This window comes from Mycobacterium sp. NGS68 (assembly GCF_059812195.1).
The window spans coordinates 1-16,228 of sequence record NZ_JCALCE010000053.1 but is presented as its reverse complement, the minus strand read 5'-3'; the positions used below and the strand labels follow the sequence as shown (position 1 = coordinate 16,228).

Genomic DNA, 16,228 nt, shown 5'->3' with positions numbered 1-16,228 from the left:
AATGGACTCAGAATTTATGGCCCGCTATCTGCAGGAGCCAAAGCAGGCCAGCGAGCGGGAACCGGGATCGGGACGCGTCGACAGCGACCCGGTGGCAGAACCGCAGGGGCCGCAGGCACCGTCCGGACCGGCCTTCGACGAGATCGGCGAGCCCAGTCGTCCCAACGGCGTCACCGAGCCCGACGCGGAGCGCACCACGGAACTGCGGCGCGACTCGGTCCTGCCGCCCCCGCCGCCGTCGGGCGCACCCGGTCCCGCGGGCCGTCCCGGCACCCCGTGGCTTGGTGAACTCCGCACACCGCCGCCCCCGCCGCCCGGCCCGCACCAGGGCCCGCCGCCGGCGCCACCGGAGCCACCCCGGCCCGCCGCACCGGAGCCGCCCCGGCCCGCGCCCGAGCCGCCGCGGCCCGTCGGGCACCAGCCGCCGCCCAATCACCAGCCGCCGCCGCAGCACCAGGCGCCGCCGCAGCAGCAGGCGCCGCCGAATCACCAGCCGCCGCCACCGCAGCACCAGGACCGGCCCCGCTGGTCGATGACGCCCGAGCGGCCTCTTTCGGCACCCGGGTCCTCGCCCTGGGCGCAGACCCCCGACCCCGAGCGTGGGGCGCAGTGGTCCGGGGCGGGCGGACCCAGCCAGCACCTGCGCGTCGACGAGCTGGTCAAGTCGCGCAAGTTGCCGCCGGAAATGGGTTGGCGCAAAACGGTTTACACGCTGACCGGGCACACGGTGAACCTCGGTGCCGGGCCGGCGGAGCGGCGCCTGCGGGACCAGATCTCCGCCATCGGCACCAACATCCCGGGCAACTACCAGATCGCGATGGTGTCGGTCACCGGCGGGATCGGCAAGACCCGCACGACCGCGGGCATCGGCACCGTGTTCGGGTTGTACCGCACCGAGCCGGTGCTGGCGATCGACGCCAACCCCACCTACGGCAACCTGGGCCGGCTGATCGACCCGGGCGCCACCGCGTCGATCCGTGACTTCATGGCGGACGCCGACATGACCGCATATCCCAAGGCGCGCAGCTACACCGGAAAGAATCCGCAGGGTCTCGAGGTGCTGGCCGGCAACCAGAACATGGCCAATCCGCTGGCGCTGTCGTCGTCGATGTTCACCAGCACGCTCGCGCGCACCCGGCGGTTCTATCAGCTGTCCCTGATCGACTGCGGGCCCGACATCGAACACCCCGTAATGGAGGGCGTGTTCTCGTCGGTGGACGCCCTGGTGATCGTGGGGTCGATGAACTACGACGGCGCGATGGCCGCCGAGCAGACCATCGACTGGCTGGCCACCCGCAACGCCCACGAGCTGCTGCGCCGGTCGCTGGTCGTGCTCAACGACGTATACCATTGCGACAACAAGAAATTCGTCGCCGCAGTGCGCAATTCGCTGGGTCCGCGGGTGGGTGAGATCAAGACCGTGCCGTGGGACCCGCACCTGCGCGACGGGGCCGTGCTGGACTTCGACGCGTTGCGCCGGCCCACCCAGCTGGCGTACATCGACGCGGCCGCGTGGCTGGCGCAGGGCTTTGCGACCGCGGGGGCGACTTCGCGGTGACCTCCGTTCAGCGGCGCGCGCAGCCGACCACCCAATCCGAGCCGAGCGGTCGGCAGCTCCGCCGCGTGCTGGTCGGCCTGATCGTCGGCGACACCCAGATCGGTGTGGTGGTGGACGCGGTGGCCCCGGTGGCGATGCAGATCGCGGCGCTGGTGGACCTGGTCAACAACCGGCTGGGCGAGATCGGCCTGCCGCGGCTGGAGGCCGGCGAGCGCGGCCGGTGGGCGCTGTGCTGGGTGGACGGCACGCCGCTGCGGCCGGGCCGGTCGCTGGCCGAGCAGGGCGTGGTCGACGGGGCGCGGCTGTGGCTGCGGTTCGTCGACGACACCGAGGCCCGCGCGCCGGTCATCGAGCACGTGACCACCGCGGTGACCGCCGAGCTGAAGGCGCACTGGCCGGGCGTCGACGCGGTGTGGGCGGCGCGGGTCGGGGCGGCGATGGTCGCCGCCGCCACGGTCCTGGTGTTGGCCGTGCTGGCCCGCTGGCGGTACGACCACCTGGGGTGGTTGACCACGGGCATCGCCGGTGGGCTCGGTGCCGTGCTGATGATCGCCGCCCTGCTGGTGACGGTGCGGTCCCGCCGCGGCCCTACCCGTCCGGCCGACCTGCTGGTCTTGTGCGGCGCGCTGGCGCTGGCGCTGGCCGCGGCGGCCGCGGTGCCCGGACATGTCGGCGCCCCGCACGCGGGGATGGGTGCCGCGGTGGTGGTGGCCGCGGCGGTGCTGGTCATCCGGTTCACCGGCCGCTACGTGGCGCTGTGCACGGCGGTGATCGTGCTGGGCTCGGCGGCCCTGGTGGCCGGGCTGGCGCGGATGGTGTTGGTGACCTCCGCGGTGACCCTGCTGACATGCCTGCTGCTGGTGGCGGTCCTCGGGGTGGACCGGACGCCGGTGCTGGCGCGGTGGGCGGCCGGGATCCGGCTGCCGGTGTTCCCCTCGGCGTCGGGGCGGTGGATCTTCGAGACCCGTCCCGACCTGCCCAGCGCCGTCGTCGTCGCCGGCGGCGAGAACCCGACGATGGAGGGCCCCGAGTCGGTGCGCGACGTGGTGGTGGCCACCGACCGCGCGCACAGCTACCTCAGCGGCCTGCTGTCGGGGTTCTGCGGGCTGCTCGTGATTTGTTGCGTGGGGTTGTGCGATCCGCATGCCGATCGGCGCTGGCTGCCGCTGGTGCTGGCGGGGGTGGTCGCGGCGGCCGTGCTGCTGCAGGGCCGGTCCTACACGGACCGCTGGCAGGCCACGATGCTGGCCGTCGCGGCGGTGGCGACCGTGGTGGGGGTGTCGCTGCGATACGTGCTCGAGTTGCGCAGCACGCCGGCGCTGCTGATCGCGTGCGCGGTGATGCTCGCGGTGCCGGCCGCCGGATTGATCGCGGCGGTGGTGGTCCCCCAGCACATCTACACGCCGGTGTTCCGCCAATTCGTCGAGTGGCTCGGCTACGCGCTGCTGATCGCGGTGTTCCCGCTGGCGTTTTGGCTGATGAACGTGTTCGCGGCGATCCGCTACCGGTAGGGGACGGCAGGGAATGTCAATGGTGGTGCAAGCGGTGAAGGCCGCGGGGGCCGCGGTGGCAGTAACGGCGGTGATGGCCGGCTCGGTGTGGTTCGGAGCGCCGCTGGCGGTCGCTATCGACCCGCCGAAGTACGACGTCGGCGCGGTGCCGCCGGACGGGCCTCCCACGCCGCCGGAGACGATGCGCCAGGGCACCTACTGCACGCGGGTCGGCACGCTGCCGGGCACCGACTACCGGGTCCAGCCGAAATACATGGACATGCTCAACCTGCCGGAGGCGTGGCGGTTCGGCCGCGGCGCCGGCATCAAGGTGGCGATCATCGACACCGGCGTCAGCCCGCACCCGCGGCTGCCGTATCTGGTCGGCGGCGGCGACTACGTGGTGGCCGGCGGCGACGGGTTGTCCGACTGCGACGCCCACGGCACCTGGGTGGCGTCGCTGATCGGCGCGTTCCCGGCCGACGGCCGGACGCCGCTGCCGCCGCCGGCGCAGACCCGGCGCCCCGACACGGTGCCCACCCAGGAGGCGCCGCCGCCACCGCCGCCGCCGCAGACCGTCACCGTGCAGGTGCCGGCGCCGCCCCCGCCGCCGCCGGCGGGCTGGCACGGCGGGACGGCGACGGTCCGACCGGCCGGCGGTCACGTTCCGCCGCCCGCGGCGCCCCCGGAGCCACCGCCACCACCGGGACCGCCGCCACCGCCCGCCGCGCCCGCCGCCGACGGGTTCTCCGGGGTGGCCCCCGAAGTCCAGATCATTTCGATCCGGCAGTCGTCAATGGCGTTCAGCCCCAAGGACGCATTCGGCGGCAACGAGGATCCGGCGACCCGCCGCAAGGCCGGTGACATCCGCTCGATGGCGCGGGCGATCGTGCACGCCGCCAACATGGGCGCGCAGGTGATCAACCTGTCGGAGGTGTCGTGCATGTCGGCGCTCAACATGATCGATCAGCGCGACCTCGGCGCCGCCATCCGGTATGCCGCCGTCGAGCGCAACGCGGTGATCGTGGCCGCCGCGGGCAACACGTCCAACAACGACTGCAAGCCCAACCCGATCTATAACGCGTTGCGGCCCAACGATCCTCGCGACTGGGCCGGGGTCAACACGGTGGTCACGCCGGCGTGGTTCTCCGACTACGTGCTGACCGTCGGCGCCGTCGACTCCGGCGGATCGCCGCTGACGCAGCTGTCCATGGCCGGGCCGTGGGTGTCGATCGCCGCACCGGGCACCGACGTGGTGAGCCTGTCCCCGCGCGACGACGGGCTGATCAACGCCTCGGAGGGCCGGGACAACACCATGGTCGCCCCCGCGGGCACGTCGTTCTCGGCGGCGATCGTATCCGGGGTGGCCGCGCTGGTGCGCGCCAAGTACCCGAACCTGACCAGCCACCAGGTGATCAGCCGGCTGATCCGCACCGCCCGCCCGCCCGCGCGCGGCGTGGACAACCAGATCGGGTACGGCATCGTCGACCCGGTGGCGGCCCTGACCTACGACGTGCCCGCTGGTGAACCCGTTGCACCGGAACGGCTTTCGGCCCCGCTGGTGGTCGCCCGGCCCGTGCCGCCGCGCAACCTGACGCCCGTGTGGGTGTCGCTGGCCGGCATCGCGGCGGTGGCCTTGGGCTGCGTCGTGACGGTGGGCGCCGCCTCGTTGCTGCGGTCCAGGAGCCAGTCATGAGGCCGACGTTCGCGCTCGGGTTGGCGCTGGGGTGGCGGCGCGTGGTCGCGGTGTTCGTGCTGGTGACCGCGATCCTGTGGGCCGGCACGCTCTTTCACGGGCCCGCCGCACTGCCGGTGGCGGTGACCGTCGCCGTGCTGGTGGCCGCGCTGGCGGTCCTGACGTGGCGCGGCGCCACGTTGGCGAGCCTGCTCGGCCGCTCCCGCAAGCCGGTATCGACGGCGGTGGCCGCGGCCACCCCCGTATCAGAACACGCGCTGCAGTGGACCGAGACGTCGGCGGCGATCCGGTCCGAGGGCTACGACCTGATCGCGGTGGTGGCCGTCGACGGCCCCTCCCACATCCCGTCGGTGCTGGACCATCACCGGGTGCAGTCGGCCGCGACGCTGCCGATCGCGGTGATCGCCGACGCGCTGCGCCAGTTCGACGTCGCGCTCAGCGGAATCGACATTCTCAGTGTGGGGCGCCGCCGCGCGCCCAAGGCCCATCACCATTACGCGGCAACGTATTCGGCGATCGTCGGCGACCATCCCGCGATGGGCCGGCGGCGCACCTGGTGCGTGCTGCGGATGAACAGCCTGGACAACCTGGCCGCGGTGGCCTGCCGCGAGTCGGTGGCCGCGACCCTGGCCGCCTGCGCGCAGCGGCTGGCGGTGGAGCTGTCGGCGCGGCATTGCGCCGCGCGGGTGGTCGACGCCGCCGAACTGGCCGACATCGACGCGGCGCTGGCCGGGGCGGGCGGCGCACGGGTCCGCCCGCACTGGGGCGGGGTCAGCCACGAGCGCGGGTTCGCCACCTCCTACTGGATTTCGCCGCGCGATATCAGCACCGCGACGCTGGACCGGCTGTGGGTGCCCGACACCGAATACACCGCCACCGCAATCCAATTGCGCCCCACTGCCGACGGATCCGCCACGGTGGGGGTGCTGGTGCGCTACGGCACCGGCGGGCCGCTGCGCGAGCCGCCGCTGACCGGGCTCAACCCACTGTCGGGTCGACACGAGCTGGCCCTGCGCTCGGGGCTGGCCGATCCGGCGGTGCCGCCGATTCACGCGCCGCATCGGCCGCTTCAGCCCGCCGAGGACCTGCGCGCGCCGATCGGCACGTCGGGCGTGATCGTCGGCGCGACCACCGCCGGACACCCGCTGCTGGTGGATCTGGGCGCGGCCGCCCCGTCGGCGACGGCGGCGATCACCGTGGCCGGCGAGCTGGCGCTGCTGGTGCAGCTGGCCCTGCGGGCGGCGGCTACCGGCTACCAGGTGCTGGTGGTGTCCGAGCGACCGGCGCGCTGGCGGCAGGCCACGGCCGCCGGCCTGCGGGTGCTGCCGGAGTTGCCCGAGCAGTTGCCCGACGACGGGCGCGACGTGCTGGTGGTCTACGACCAGCCCCCGGGCCAGGCCCCGGCGGCCGGGCCGACCGCGGCCATCACCATGCGTTCGGTCGCGCCGAACAGCGCCAGCGTCGCCGACGTGCACGTCGAGCAGGACTCGCCGCGCACCGCGGTGATCCGCACCGCGGACTTCCAGTACCGGGCCAACATCGACGTCAGCGCCGAGCGCAACCTCATCGGCAACCCGCCGTCGGGCAGGGCGGCCTGATGACCACCGGTACCTCCGCCGAGGCGGCCCGCGTCGCGTTCAGCCGTGGCCTGCTGGCCTCCGGGATCAGCGTCAACGGCCTAATGGCCAGCCACAACCAGACCGTCGCCGCCAAGATGTTCGCCGCCGCCACCGAGGCCGACCCGTCGATGTGCGACGCCTGGCTGGCGCGCGTGATCGTCGGCGACGACTCGGTCGAGGTGCTGGCCGCGGCGTGGCAGGCGCGCGAGACGCTCGGCATGGAGATCCGCCGGCTGCAGGTATTGCCGTCGCAGTTTTGTCCGATGGTGTTCGACGGGGTGTTCCTGCGGCTGGAGATCACCTCCCAGGACTCGCTGGCCATCTGTTACGCGGCGGCGCTGGCTCGGGAGGGCCGCTACCCCGAGGCCGACGAGCTGCTGACGCAGGTGCGTCCCGACGACCCCTTCGACGCCGAGCTGCACACCTACATCAGCGGTGAGCTGTATTTCCGCGCCCAGCGCTGGCCCGATGTGCTGCGTTGCTTTCCCGCCGAAAAGCGCTGGCGCAGGCCCGCTTACGGCTGCGCGGCGACGGCGATGGCCGCCACCGCGCTGGCGTCGCTGGGGGTTTTCGAGGACGCGTACCGGCGCGCGAAGGGCGCCATCGAGGTCGAGCACGTGCCGTCGGCGGCCACCATCGCGCTGTACACGCAGGCGATGTGCCTGCGGCACCTGGGCAAGGAGGAGGACGCCGCGCAGCTGCTGCGCCGGGTGTACTCCCGCGACGCCGGGTTCACCCCGGCGCGCCAGGCCCTCGACGACGCGAACCGGCGGCTGGTGATCACCGACCCGGAGACCATCGAGGCCCGCACCGACCCCTGGGACCCGGGCAGCGCACCGTCGGCAAAGGACGCCGAGGCGGCCCGGCACGCCGACGAGGCGGCCAGCTATCTCGCCGAGGGCGAGGCCGAGCTGGAGGCCATGCTCGGCATGGCGGAGCCCAAGCGCCAGGTCAAGCTGTTCCGCGCCACCACGCTGGTCAACCAGGCGCGCGCGAAGGTGGGGCTGCCCGTACCGGTGGCCTCGCGGCACACGCTGCTGGTCGGGCCGCCCGGCTGCGGCAAGACCACGGTCGCGCGGGCGCTGACCAAACAGCTGTGCGGCCTGGGCGTGCTGCGCCGGCCGACGGTGATCGAGACCAACAAGTCGCGGCTGGTGGGCAATCATCTCGGGGAATCGGAGAACAACACCAAGGCGCTGCTGGAGTCGGCGCTGGGGGCCGCGGTGTTCATCGACGAGATGCACAACCTCTACGACCAGGGGTATTCGCACGGCGACCCGTATGGGACGGCGATCATCGAGACCCTGCTGCCGTACATGGAGAACCACCGCGACGAGTTGGTGGTGTTCGGCGCCGGCTATCCCAAGGCGATGGAGCGCATGCTGACCGCCAACCAGGGTCTGCGGCGGCGGTTCGCCACCACGATCCGGTTCGAGTCCTACACGCCGGACGAGTTGTGGCAGCTGACCCGGCTGATGGGCGAGCAGAACCAGGACATCATCGCCGACAGCGTCGCCGAGGTGCTGCTGCCGATGTACACGCGCTACTACAACGAGCAGTCGACGACCCCCGAGGGCGACGTCATCCGCGGGATCGACTGGCTGGGCAACGGCGGGTTCGTGCGCAACGTCGTCGAGCGGGCCCGCGACCACCGCAACAACCGGTTGCTGGACACCGCCGACCTGGAATCGCTGTTGGCCGCCAGCGACGTGAACGTCTCCGAGCAGCAGATGCTGGCGCTGCGCGAGCTGACCGGGGAGGACTTCGCCGAGGGCGTGGCCACCGCGGTCGCCGACGCCCAGCGCGACCGGGTTGCCGAACCCAGCTGGATGCAGGAACGCAAGTAGTCCGGGCGCCTACTTGAGCTTGTCGTGCGCCAACTCGAGTAGGTGCTTGACCGTGTGGGTCGTGCTCTTGTCGTAGGCGGCGATGATGTCGTCGACGATCGGATCCCACAGCTTCTGATCGCCCTGGCTCAGGCCGTAGTACCGCAGGTTGATCCCGACGTGCGTCGCGGCGAGCCGCTGCATCGCGTAGACGACCTTGGTGCTGTTCTTGAAAACCCCGGTGCCGATCGGACCGGTGTTCACGGTGTCCACCTTGCTGTCCTTGGCCAGGGCGTACGCGGCGACGAACGTGTTGAACAGGTCGTAGATCGTGTCGACGGCCGCCTCCTGGCCGGCGGCGTGCGACAAATTGGCCACCGCGACGGCGAGCACGTTGAGTTCGACGTTGCGGTCCAGCATCTTGAGGTAGCCGAACAGCTGGCTCGGCGGGGTCGACTTCCATTTGTAGTTCTCACCGAGGTCGGGGCTGACCTCCATGGTGCGGTGCACCGAGCTGATGAACAGCGGCGTCGGACTGCATTTCAGCGGGCCATCGGTGCCCGCCTTGACGTCGCAGGTCTTGGTGCGGGTGAAGTTGTTGCCCTTGGCCACCACGTTGGCAAGCTCGGGCATCTCGAAGGTCATCATCTCTTCCTGGGCGGATCCGTTGTGAAATGCCCCGCCGCCCAGGTTGATCGCCGCGAAGTCGACCCACGTGGCGCCCGCCTTGCCGTAGTCGTAGCGGCCGCGCGGGGAGTCGACACGGTCCACGCTGACCTTGTTCTTGTCGAACGCCTTGCCGAAGTAGCCCGGTTGACTGCTGGCCGTCAGCTCGTAGTCCTTCGCGTTGCTCAGGCCGCGGACCCCGGTATGTCCGGCCGCCTTGAAATCGAGGTTCGCCAGCGCGTTGCTGAAAAGTTGGTATTTGATCGCCAGGTCGGGTTCTTTGGGTATGTCCTCGGCGACCAGCTTGGTGAGGACGTCCATCAGCGGCTTCGGGAAGTCGACCGCGGCGCCGGCACCGGACGGGGCGGCACCCGTCGTCGGGCCCGGTCCGCTGGTGCAGCCGATGAGCATCCCGACCATCAGCCCGAACGCCACCGCGCCGCCCATCGCCGTCCTGTGAACGCCACTTCGAATCCACGATCGCACCGCCGCCCCCTTTGCTGACGTCGCCGACAAATTGGTCGAAACACTACGCGTGCCCTTCTACGGGCATCATCGGAACTTCTAGGCTGGAGCCCACAGCCATCGAGGAGAGCCCGCATGGGAACCGACACCGAGGACCGCACCTACGTCGAGTCCTCCGCCGACGGTGCGCTGATGCTGGAGCTCGACCGGCACGGCGGCCTGCTGCGCTGTCAGCTGGAACCCGAGGTCAACGCCGGTTGGTCGGCCGAGATGCTGAGCGAACGGATCCTGCGGCTGTACACGCTGGCGCTGATGCGGGCGCGGTGCGACGAGCTGGCTCAGATCAACGAGCGCGGCGCGGACATGCCGCCCGGTGACGTGTATCCGAGCTCGGCGCAGGTGGCCGAATACCGCGCCCGTTACGTCGATTTTTGACGCTGCATAAGGCTTCGCGCTCTGGTTACGCTGGGCAAACCAACCTGACGGGAGATTGGCATGAGCGGGCGGCTGGCGCTGGATGTCCAGGCATGGCAGGACCATGCCCAGTGGTGGGAGGCCGAAGGCACCCGGATGCGTGAGCGGATGAGCGCCGACGACGCGGCCATCGCGGACGCGTTCGGCGCGTTCGGCAGGATCGGCGCGTCGACGGTGGGTGCGGCCTATGCGGCGGCGCTGCGGGAACGCCACGCGGCGGGGGACCGGCTGGGGGCCTACGCGGAGTCGGTGGCGGCCAACATTCGCCGCGACCTGCAGACCTACGCCGACGCCGAACGTCAGAACCAGCAAACGCTGAGCACCTAAGACATGGCCAATTTGAACGTTGACCCCACCGGCGTCACCGCCGGCGCCGGGCTGGTACGCGGCGCCCGGGGCGGCGGGCCGTCGAGCGCGGCGGTGACCCCGTGCGCCGGGGACTGCGCGTCGGTCGACGGGGCCAACTGGCTGGCGTCGCAGATCGCGGCGCTCGACCGCGCGATCGCCGCGGCCGAACGCGAGGCCGAGGCCGTGTCGAGGCGGCTACAAGCCAGCGCCGGCGCCTACGAGCAGCAGGAATGGTTCTCCGCCGCGAGCCTGGGCCACGGGGGCTCCCGCGGCGGGTCGCCGGCATCAATGCCCGACGTCGTGCCGGCCGCGCTGACGACACCGGCCGCGCCGCCGGCTGGCGGCGGCGGTGTGGAGCCGACGACCGGGCGGGAGGCCTCGGCGCTGATCCACAGCGGCCCGGGAACGCAGGGTCTCGACGCGGCGCAGGCCGCACTGACCGCGCGGGCCGCGCAGCTGGATCTGGCCGCGGCTTCCGTGCGGGCCGCGCGCGATCTGGTCGCGAGCAGTTGGGAATCGACCGCGGCCGAGGCCGCGCTGACGCAGCTGGGCAACCTGGGGTCCCGGTTCGAGCGACTGGCCGGCACCGCCCGGCGGTTGGCCGGTAAGGGCCACGTGCTGGCGGCCAATTTCCAGCAGACCGTGGCGCAGATGCCCACCCCGCAGGAGTTCGAGGACACCCTGGCGCGCCTACGGGCGGCCATCGCCGCCAACCAGATCCCGGGCAACCAGGGCAGGGCGCAGCCGGTGATCCACCAGTTGACCCAAAAGCTGGCCACGCTCGAGGGCAACAGCAGAACCCTGTTCGGCGGCTACGAGAACACGAACGGCGCGGTACAGGCGGGCCTGGGGGCGCAAGGCTCCGCGGATCCGAACGCCGACCCGACGGCCGCGGGGCTGGGCGGTCCGTCGGGCGACCCGCAGCAGCTCGGCGGCGCCCAGATGGCCCAGATGATGGGGTCGTTGGTGCCGGCCGTCGGGTCGCTGATGTCCGGCGGGCTGGGCGGTCTGATGGGCGGCGGCACCGGCGCCATGGCGCCGCTGGCCGGCCTGGGACAGGTTGCCAGCGGCCTGGCCGGAGCCGCCACCGGAATGGCCGGGTCGCACGGGGGGAGCACCCCCGCGGAGCTGGCCGGACTCAAGGACCCGGCCGGCGGATCGCCCGACCTCGGCAAGGGCCATGGTGGCGGCGGGGGCGGCGCGGGCGGAACCGAACCGGCTTCGGCGCCGGCCGGTCCGCTGGTAGCCCCGGCGTCCGCTGCCGGGGCGTCTGCCGCCGCGGCGCCGGCCACGGTGAGCGCGGCGCCGACGTCCCCCGCCGGGGGCATGGGCGGCGCGGCGATGGGCGGTGGCATGATGCCGCCGATGATGGGTGGGCCCATGGGCGGAGCCGGCGGCGGGGCGGGCGGTAGCGAGGCCGAGCGCCAGCTCTACGCGGAACGACGACTCCGCATAGAGACGCTGGCGAACTCCGAGCCGGTCAAGGGGCGCCGAGAGACACGCCGGTCGCGTGACGACCGGCCGAGCGGGTGAGGCGGTTGCCGGTGGAATTGACCGACGACGAGTACGTGGCCCAGGTGGAGGCGACGATCGCGCATTGGCGCGCCCGCCACGCGGCCTGGAACGCCGCCGTCGACGAGATCGAGGTGGAACGGTTCCACGACGCGGTCTGGGCGCGGTTCGACAGCGACGGCACGCTGATCGCGCTCGACATCGACCCGTCGGCGCTGACCAACTACACCAACACCGAGCTCGAGGAGATCATCACCGAGGTGCTGCAGCGCACCCGCGAGAGCGTCCACGAGCAGGTGATGGACCTCTTCGCGCAATACCTCGCGCCCAACGATCCGCGGTTCGACCCGGGCGCGCTGGGTGGCGCCTACGTGCAGTTGCCCTGATCATGTTCCTGCGCTTGCTCGGCGCGCCGTGGTGGGTCCGCTGGCTGGTCTGGAGCGTTGCCACCGCGCTGGTGGTGATACTGGTCTTCGGTGTCGCCTTTCCCTATCTGCGCAACGCGGCGGACGTGGGATGGGCGCTCTCGGCCGGCCTGGCCGTCGGCGCCGCGATCGCCGCGTGGCAACAGCCGGGGCACCACGCGTACGTCGCCGCGGTCTCCGGGCTCAGCGGCGCGGAAAGGTCGCAGGCCATCCGGGCCCTGTCGACCGGTGAAATCCCTTCCGACCCTGAGGTTCTGACCGCGGCCGCCGAACTCGCCGAGGTCTCCGCGGCCAGCCGCAACCCGGGCCGCGTCGGCTGGGTGTTCCGATGCGTGTTCCTGGCGTCCTGGGCGGCGTCCGCGATCGGCCAGATCGCGATGGGCGACGTCAGCCGGGGTGTGGTCTGGGCCGGGCTGGGGCTGGTGGTGGCCGGCGGCTGGGCGTGGGACGGGTATTACCTGCGCCGCTTGCGGATTCGCTACGTCATGATCCGCGATGCGGCCCAGCCGCAGTCCTAGGGCGTGACGAGAATCTTGCAGTGCCGCTCGGGATCGGCGAGGTCGTCGAACGCCGCGCCGACGCCGTCCAGGCCGACCTCCCCGGTGATCAGCGGGGCGACGTCGATGTCGCCGTCGGCCAACGCGCGCAGCGAGTCCGCGAACTCGTCGGGCCCGTAGGCCAGACAGAACTGGACGTTGATCTCCTTGGCAATGGCGAAGAACGGGTGGACGGTGTCGGGCTCCATGCACACCCCGGCGACGACGAGCCGCGTGCCCGGCCGGGCGCGTAGCAGCACGTCGTCGATGATGCCGGGCACGCCGATCGCCTCGAATACCACCGCGGCCTTGACGGTGTCGAACGGCGATCCCTGCGCCGGGTCCACCGCCTGATGTGCGCCCATCGTCACCGCCAGGTCCCGCCGCGTCGGTGAAAAATCGGCCGCCGCAATAGTTTCCACACCGCGAGCCCGTAACGCCGCGATGATCGCGATGCCGATCGGGCCGCAGCCCAGCACCAGCGCCTTCTCCCCGGGCGCGATGTTCGACTTGTTGACGGCGTGCAGTCCCACCGCCATCGGCTCGGTCAGGGCGGCGTGCCGGTGGTCCAGGCCGTTGGGGATGGGCAGCAGCAGCGGCGCGGACAGCAGCATCCGCTCGGCGTAGCCGCCGACGGTGCTGTTGCTGTAGACGATCGGGTCGGCGCCCTTGGCGGACAACAACACCGGCAGCGAGGTGACCAGCGTCCCCGCCGCGTGGGTCTGCGTGTCGGGCCCGGCTTCGAGTATCTCGGCGCTGAACTCGTGACCCATGAAGACGTCGTCGCTCAGGTCCACCTGCATGCCGCCCGAACCGCCCGCGACCCGTCCGCTCATCTCCAGCACTTGCGCGCCGTGGGCGGCGAAATGCAGGTCGGAGCCGCAGATTCCACACGCGCGCACGGCGACCAGCACCTGGCCGGAGCCGGGCACCGGGTCCGGCACGTCGTCGCGGTAGATCATGCGCCCGCCGCGTAATACCGAGGCGCGCATCAGCTTTGCGCCTGATCGTGCTCGGCGACGTGCTCGGTGATGGCGTTGACGACGGCCTGTCCGGCGCGGCCGATCAGTTGGTCGCGGTTGCCCTTGGCCCAGTCGTGCGATGCCCGGGCTGCTTCCAGTTGGCCCTTGAAGTAGGGAATCACCTTGCGGGCGAACAGATCATAGGAGTGGTACGTGGCCGTCGGGGACGCCCAGTCGTGGCCGAGCAGCAGCAGCGTCCCGAAACCGCCCGACCGCGCCAGCAGGTCTTCGATGTGAGCGATCGCGTCGTCGGGCGTGCCGATGCAGCAGTTGCCCTTGGCCGCATACTCCGCGACGAACTCGTACGGTGACTGTGCGCCTTCGACTTCGTTGGATAGCGGGACGAACCCGGCCGCCCCGAAGTAGTTCGCGAAGTCCTGCAACCCGTAGGTGCAGTCCTCGATGGCCTGCTCGCGGCTGTCGGCGATGTGCATGATGGACAGCACCCGCCAAGCGGCGCGGTCGGGCTCGTCGCGGCCGGCCTTGGCGGCCTGTTCGCGCACCACCTCCCAGGTGTTCTCCAACGCCGCGTAGCCGCCCGGCACCGACATCGACAGCGACAGCAGCGACGTGCCCAGCGCGCCCGCCAGCCGTGGACCCGACGGGGAAATCATTGCAGCCGTGGAGATCTCCGGATAGGGCCAGGTATACGGACGGATATGCAGCTGCGCGTCACGCAGGGTGAACCAGTCGGTGTGCCGGTCGATGCGCTCGGTGGGGCCGGCGCGGAACAGCGCAAGGATCGCCTCGAGCGACTCTTGCATCATGTGCCGCTGGTCGACGGGATCGATGCCCATCATGTGCGCGTCCGATGGCAGCGCGCCGGGGCCGGTGCCGAACATGACCCGCCCGCGGGTGAGGTGGTCCAGCAGCACCCAGCGGTCGGCCACCATAAGCGGGTGGTGGTAGGGCAGGGACACCACGCCGGTGCCCAGCCTGATGTGCTTGGTGCGCTCGGCGGCCGCGGCGATGAACACCTCCGGGCAGGAGATCAGCTCGTAGCCGCCGGAGTGGTGTTCGCCGAACCACGCCTCGTCGTAGCCGAGGCGGTCCAGCGCGACGACACGTTCCATATCGTATTCCAGTGCCACAGTGGGGGATTGGCCGGTCGGATGAAACGGCGTGATGAAGACGCCGAAGCGCAGCGGGGCACCCATTACCAATCCACACCTTTCAGGAATTCCAGCAATATCGTGTTGACTTCGTCGGGCCGCTCCTGCTGCAGCCAATGGCCGGCGCCGTCGAGCATCACCTCGCGGTACGGGCCGGCGGCCACTTCGGTCGCGCGGTCGGTGCGGGTGAAGGCCAGGACCGGGTCCGCCGTCCCGCCGACGAACAACGACGGCACCGTCGTGCTGGCGTGCGCGGTGGTCTCCCAGTTGCGGTCGAAGTTGCGGTACCAGTTCAATCCGCCGGTGAAGCCGGTGCGGGCGAATTCGTCGATGTAGTGGTCGAGTTCGTCTTGGCTGAGCCAGTCGGGAAGGGCGGTGGGCTCCGGCAGCCGGTCGATGTAGCCCTCGGGGCCGGGGGCGGCCATCCGCGCTCCGGCGTTGGGGTCGGCGGTCGAGGTCAGGCCGCCCAGCATCCGGCGCATCGTGCGGGCCGGGTCGCCGTCGAGTTCGGCGTCGGCGACACCCGGCTCCTGAAAATACAGGATGTAGAAGAAGCTTTCGCCGAAAATGCGGCGCAGGGCCACGGTCGTCGGCGTCCTCGGGCGGGGTACGGGAGGCACGCTCAGCCCGGCGACGCCCGCGACCCGGTCGGGGTGCAGCAGGGGCGCGTTCCACACCACGACGGCGCCCCAGTCGTGGCCGACCCAGGCCGCCTTCTCGGCGCCGACGTCGTCGAGCAGACCGACGATGTCGCCGGTCAGGTGGTGGATGTCGTAGGCCTCGATCGCGTCCGGGCGCGACGAGCCGCCGTAGCCGCGCTGATCCGGGGCCAGCACGTGGTAGCCGGCGTCGGCGAGGACCGGAATCTGATACCGCCAGGAATAGGCCAGCTCCGGAAAGCCGTGGCACAGCACCACCACGGGGGCGCCGCGATCGCCGGCCTCGACCACGCGCAACTGCACACCGTTGGTGTCCACTAACCGTTCGGTTGACGACGCCACCGTCTCACCAAATCACACCGGCATCGGGCTGAGAAGGGGTAGCCAGCCGAGCGTCCTAGTCTGGGTGTATGCAGCTGGACCACATAGTGCTGTGGACGCGGGATCCGCGGGCAGCGATGGATTTCTACTCGCGCGTGGTGGGGCTTACCCCGGTGCGGTTCGGCGAATTCGAAGCCGGCGAGGCGCCGTTCCCGAGCGTGCGCGTGTGTGCGGACTCGATCATCGACCTGATGCCGGCCGAACGCGCGGTCGGCACCGACTCGCAGACGAAGGTTGCCGGCAGCGCGGGCCATCCCGTCAATCACGTTTGCCTGGCGATGTCGAAGGCCGAGTACGACGCGCTGGATCAGCGGCTGCAGGCGGAGGGCGTGGACACCGGCGCGCGGCTGAGCCCCACCTTTGGCGCCCAGGGGTGGGGGCCGCAGGCGTTCTACTTCGCCGATCCCGACGGCAATGTGCTCGAGGCCCGCTACTACGA

At 71.3% G+C, this 16,228-nt stretch carries 15 protein-coding genes; 11 read left to right on the top strand and 4 right to left on the bottom strand.

The window, feature by feature from the left end; all coding sequences use genetic code 11:
* The first annotated feature begins 1 nt into the window (after position 1).
* The 5 genes from AC5Y5V_RS29660 to eccA are packed head-to-tail and all read left to right on the top strand — an operon-like array spanning position 2 to position 8,210.
* On the top strand, positions 2-1,558 hold the full coding sequence (locus AC5Y5V_RS29660; protein ID WP_499942475.1) for a MinD/ParA family ATP-binding protein: 1,557 nt from the start codon (positions 2-4) through the stop codon (positions 1,556-1,558).
* Complete coding sequence (gene eccD / locus AC5Y5V_RS29655) at positions 1,555-3,069, top strand: type VII secretion integral membrane protein EccD (protein ID WP_499942472.1); 1,515 nt, start codon at positions 1,555-1,557, stop codon at positions 3,067-3,069. The genes AC5Y5V_RS29660 and eccD overlap by 4 nt, the downstream gene beginning before the upstream one ends.
* Positions 3,070-3,088: 19 nt before the next feature.
* Positions 3,089-4,744, top strand: coding sequence for a type VII secretion-associated serine protease mycosin (gene mycP / locus AC5Y5V_RS29650; RefSeq protein WP_499942470.1), 1,656 nt, complete (start codon positions 3,089-3,091; stop codon positions 4,742-4,744).
* Positions 4,741-6,342 carry a type VII secretion protein EccE gene (eccE, locus tag AC5Y5V_RS29645; RefSeq protein ID WP_499942469.1) on the top strand — a complete coding sequence of 534 codons (1,602 nt, stop codon included), beginning with the start codon at positions 4,741-4,743 and terminating at the stop codon, positions 6,340-6,342. The genes mycP and eccE overlap by 4 nt, the downstream gene beginning before the upstream one ends.
* Positions 6,342-8,210, top strand: a complete 1,869-nt coding sequence (gene eccA / locus AC5Y5V_RS29640; protein WP_499942467.1) for a type VII secretion AAA-ATPase EccA — start codon at positions 6,342-6,344, stop codon at positions 8,208-8,210. Before eccE ends, eccA begins: the two co-directional genes overlap by 1 nt.
* A 9-nt stretch (positions 8,211-8,219) precedes the next feature.
* Here the strand turns inward: eccA and AC5Y5V_RS29635 are convergent, their stop codons facing one another.
* Entirely contained in the window at positions 8,220-9,341 is a 1,122-nt protein-coding gene (locus tag AC5Y5V_RS29635) for a hypothetical protein (protein WP_499942465.1), read from the bottom strand.
* A gap of 114 nt (positions 9,342-9,455) precedes the next feature.
* Here AC5Y5V_RS29635 and AC5Y5V_RS29630 point away from each other — a divergent pair, with 114 nt between their 5' ends.
* The 5 genes from AC5Y5V_RS29630 to AC5Y5V_RS29610 are packed head-to-tail and all read left to right on the top strand — an operon-like array spanning position 9,456 to position 12,597.
* Positions 9,456-9,755 carry a hypothetical protein gene (locus AC5Y5V_RS29630; RefSeq protein ID WP_499942463.1) on the top strand — a complete coding sequence of 100 codons (300 nt, stop codon included), beginning with the start codon at positions 9,456-9,458 and terminating at the stop codon, positions 9,753-9,755.
* A gap of 60 nt (positions 9,756-9,815) precedes the next feature.
* The gene (locus AC5Y5V_RS29625; protein WP_499942459.1) at positions 9,816-10,121 is read left to right on the top strand and encodes a hypothetical protein; all 306 of its coding nucleotides are present in this window, start codon (positions 9,816-9,818) and stop codon (positions 10,119-10,121) included.
* A gap of 3 nt (positions 10,122-10,124) precedes the next feature.
* Positions 10,125-11,675, top strand: coding sequence for a PPE domain-containing protein (locus AC5Y5V_RS29620; RefSeq protein WP_499942457.1), 1,551 nt, complete (start codon positions 10,125-10,127; stop codon positions 11,673-11,675).
* Positions 11,676-11,686: 11 nt separating this feature from the next.
* A complete protein-coding gene (locus tag AC5Y5V_RS29615; RefSeq protein WP_499942455.1) occupies positions 11,687-12,040 on the top strand; it encodes a type I secretion protein TolC in 354 nt (117 codons plus the stop codon).
* 2 nt (positions 12,041-12,042) lie between these two features.
* A complete protein-coding gene (locus AC5Y5V_RS29610) occupies positions 12,043-12,597 on the top strand; it encodes a hypothetical protein (protein ID WP_499942453.1) in 555 nt (184 codons plus the stop codon).
* Here AC5Y5V_RS29610 and AC5Y5V_RS29605 read toward each other — a convergent pair.
* The 3 genes from AC5Y5V_RS29605 to AC5Y5V_RS29595 are packed head-to-tail and all read right to left on the bottom strand — an operon-like array spanning position 12,594 to position 15,750.
* A complete protein-coding gene (locus AC5Y5V_RS29605) occupies positions 12,594-13,607 on the bottom strand; it encodes a zinc-binding dehydrogenase (protein ID WP_499942450.1) in 1,014 nt (337 codons plus the stop codon). The genes AC5Y5V_RS29610 and AC5Y5V_RS29605 overlap by 4 nt on opposite strands.
* The gene (locus tag AC5Y5V_RS29600; RefSeq protein WP_499942448.1) at positions 13,607-14,794 is read right to left on the bottom strand and encodes an LLM class flavin-dependent oxidoreductase; all 1,188 of its coding nucleotides are present in this window, start codon (positions 14,792-14,794) and stop codon (positions 13,607-13,609) included. The genes AC5Y5V_RS29605 and AC5Y5V_RS29600 overlap by 1 nt, the downstream gene beginning before the upstream one ends.
* Complete coding sequence (locus AC5Y5V_RS29595) at positions 14,794-15,750, bottom strand: alpha/beta fold hydrolase (RefSeq protein ID WP_499942446.1); 957 nt, start codon at positions 15,748-15,750, stop codon at positions 14,794-14,796. Before AC5Y5V_RS29595 ends, AC5Y5V_RS29600 begins: the two co-directional genes overlap by 1 nt.
* A 68-nt stretch (positions 15,751-15,818) precedes the next feature.
* Between AC5Y5V_RS29595 and AC5Y5V_RS29590 the strand changes: the two genes are divergently transcribed.
* The coding region (locus AC5Y5V_RS29590; RefSeq protein WP_499942444.1) for a VOC family protein at positions 15,819-16,228 on the top strand (410 nt) is incomplete at its 3' end.

What these genes read in the sequence shown, in the direction of transcription:
- AC5Y5V_RS29660 (WP_499942475.1), top strand. Translation starts at nt 2, where the DNA reads ATGGACTCAGAATTTATGGCCCGCTATCTGCAGGAGCCAAAGCAGGCC.
- AC5Y5V_RS29620 (WP_499942457.1), top strand. Translation starts at nt 10,125, where the DNA reads ATGGCCAATTTGAACGTTGACCCCACCGGCGTCACCGCCGGCGCCGGG.
- AC5Y5V_RS29605 (WP_499942450.1), bottom strand. Translation starts at nt 13,607, where the DNA reads ATGCGCGCCTCGGTATTACGCGGCGGGCGCATGATCTACCGCGACGAC.
- mycP (WP_499942470.1), top strand. Translation starts at nt 3,089, where the DNA reads ATGGTGGTGCAAGCGGTGAAGGCCGCGGGGGCCGCGGTGGCAGTAACG.
- AC5Y5V_RS29630 (WP_499942463.1), top strand. Translation starts at nt 9,456, where the DNA reads ATGGGAACCGACACCGAGGACCGCACCTACGTCGAGTCCTCCGCCGAC.
- eccA (WP_499942467.1), top strand. Translation starts at nt 6,342, where the DNA reads ATGACCACCGGTACCTCCGCCGAGGCGGCCCGCGTCGCGTTCAGCCGT.
- AC5Y5V_RS29600 (WP_499942448.1), bottom strand. Translation starts at nt 14,794, where the DNA reads ATGGGTGCCCCGCTGCGCTTCGGCGTCTTCATCACGCCGTTTCATCCG.
- AC5Y5V_RS29610 (WP_499942453.1), top strand. Translation starts at nt 12,043, where the DNA reads ATGTTCCTGCGCTTGCTCGGCGCGCCGTGGTGGGTCCGCTGGCTGGTC.
- eccE (WP_499942469.1), top strand. Translation starts at nt 4,741, where the DNA reads ATGAGGCCGACGTTCGCGCTCGGGTTGGCGCTGGGGTGGCGGCGCGTG.
- AC5Y5V_RS29625 (WP_499942459.1), top strand. Translation starts at nt 9,816, where the DNA reads ATGAGCGGGCGGCTGGCGCTGGATGTCCAGGCATGGCAGGACCATGCC.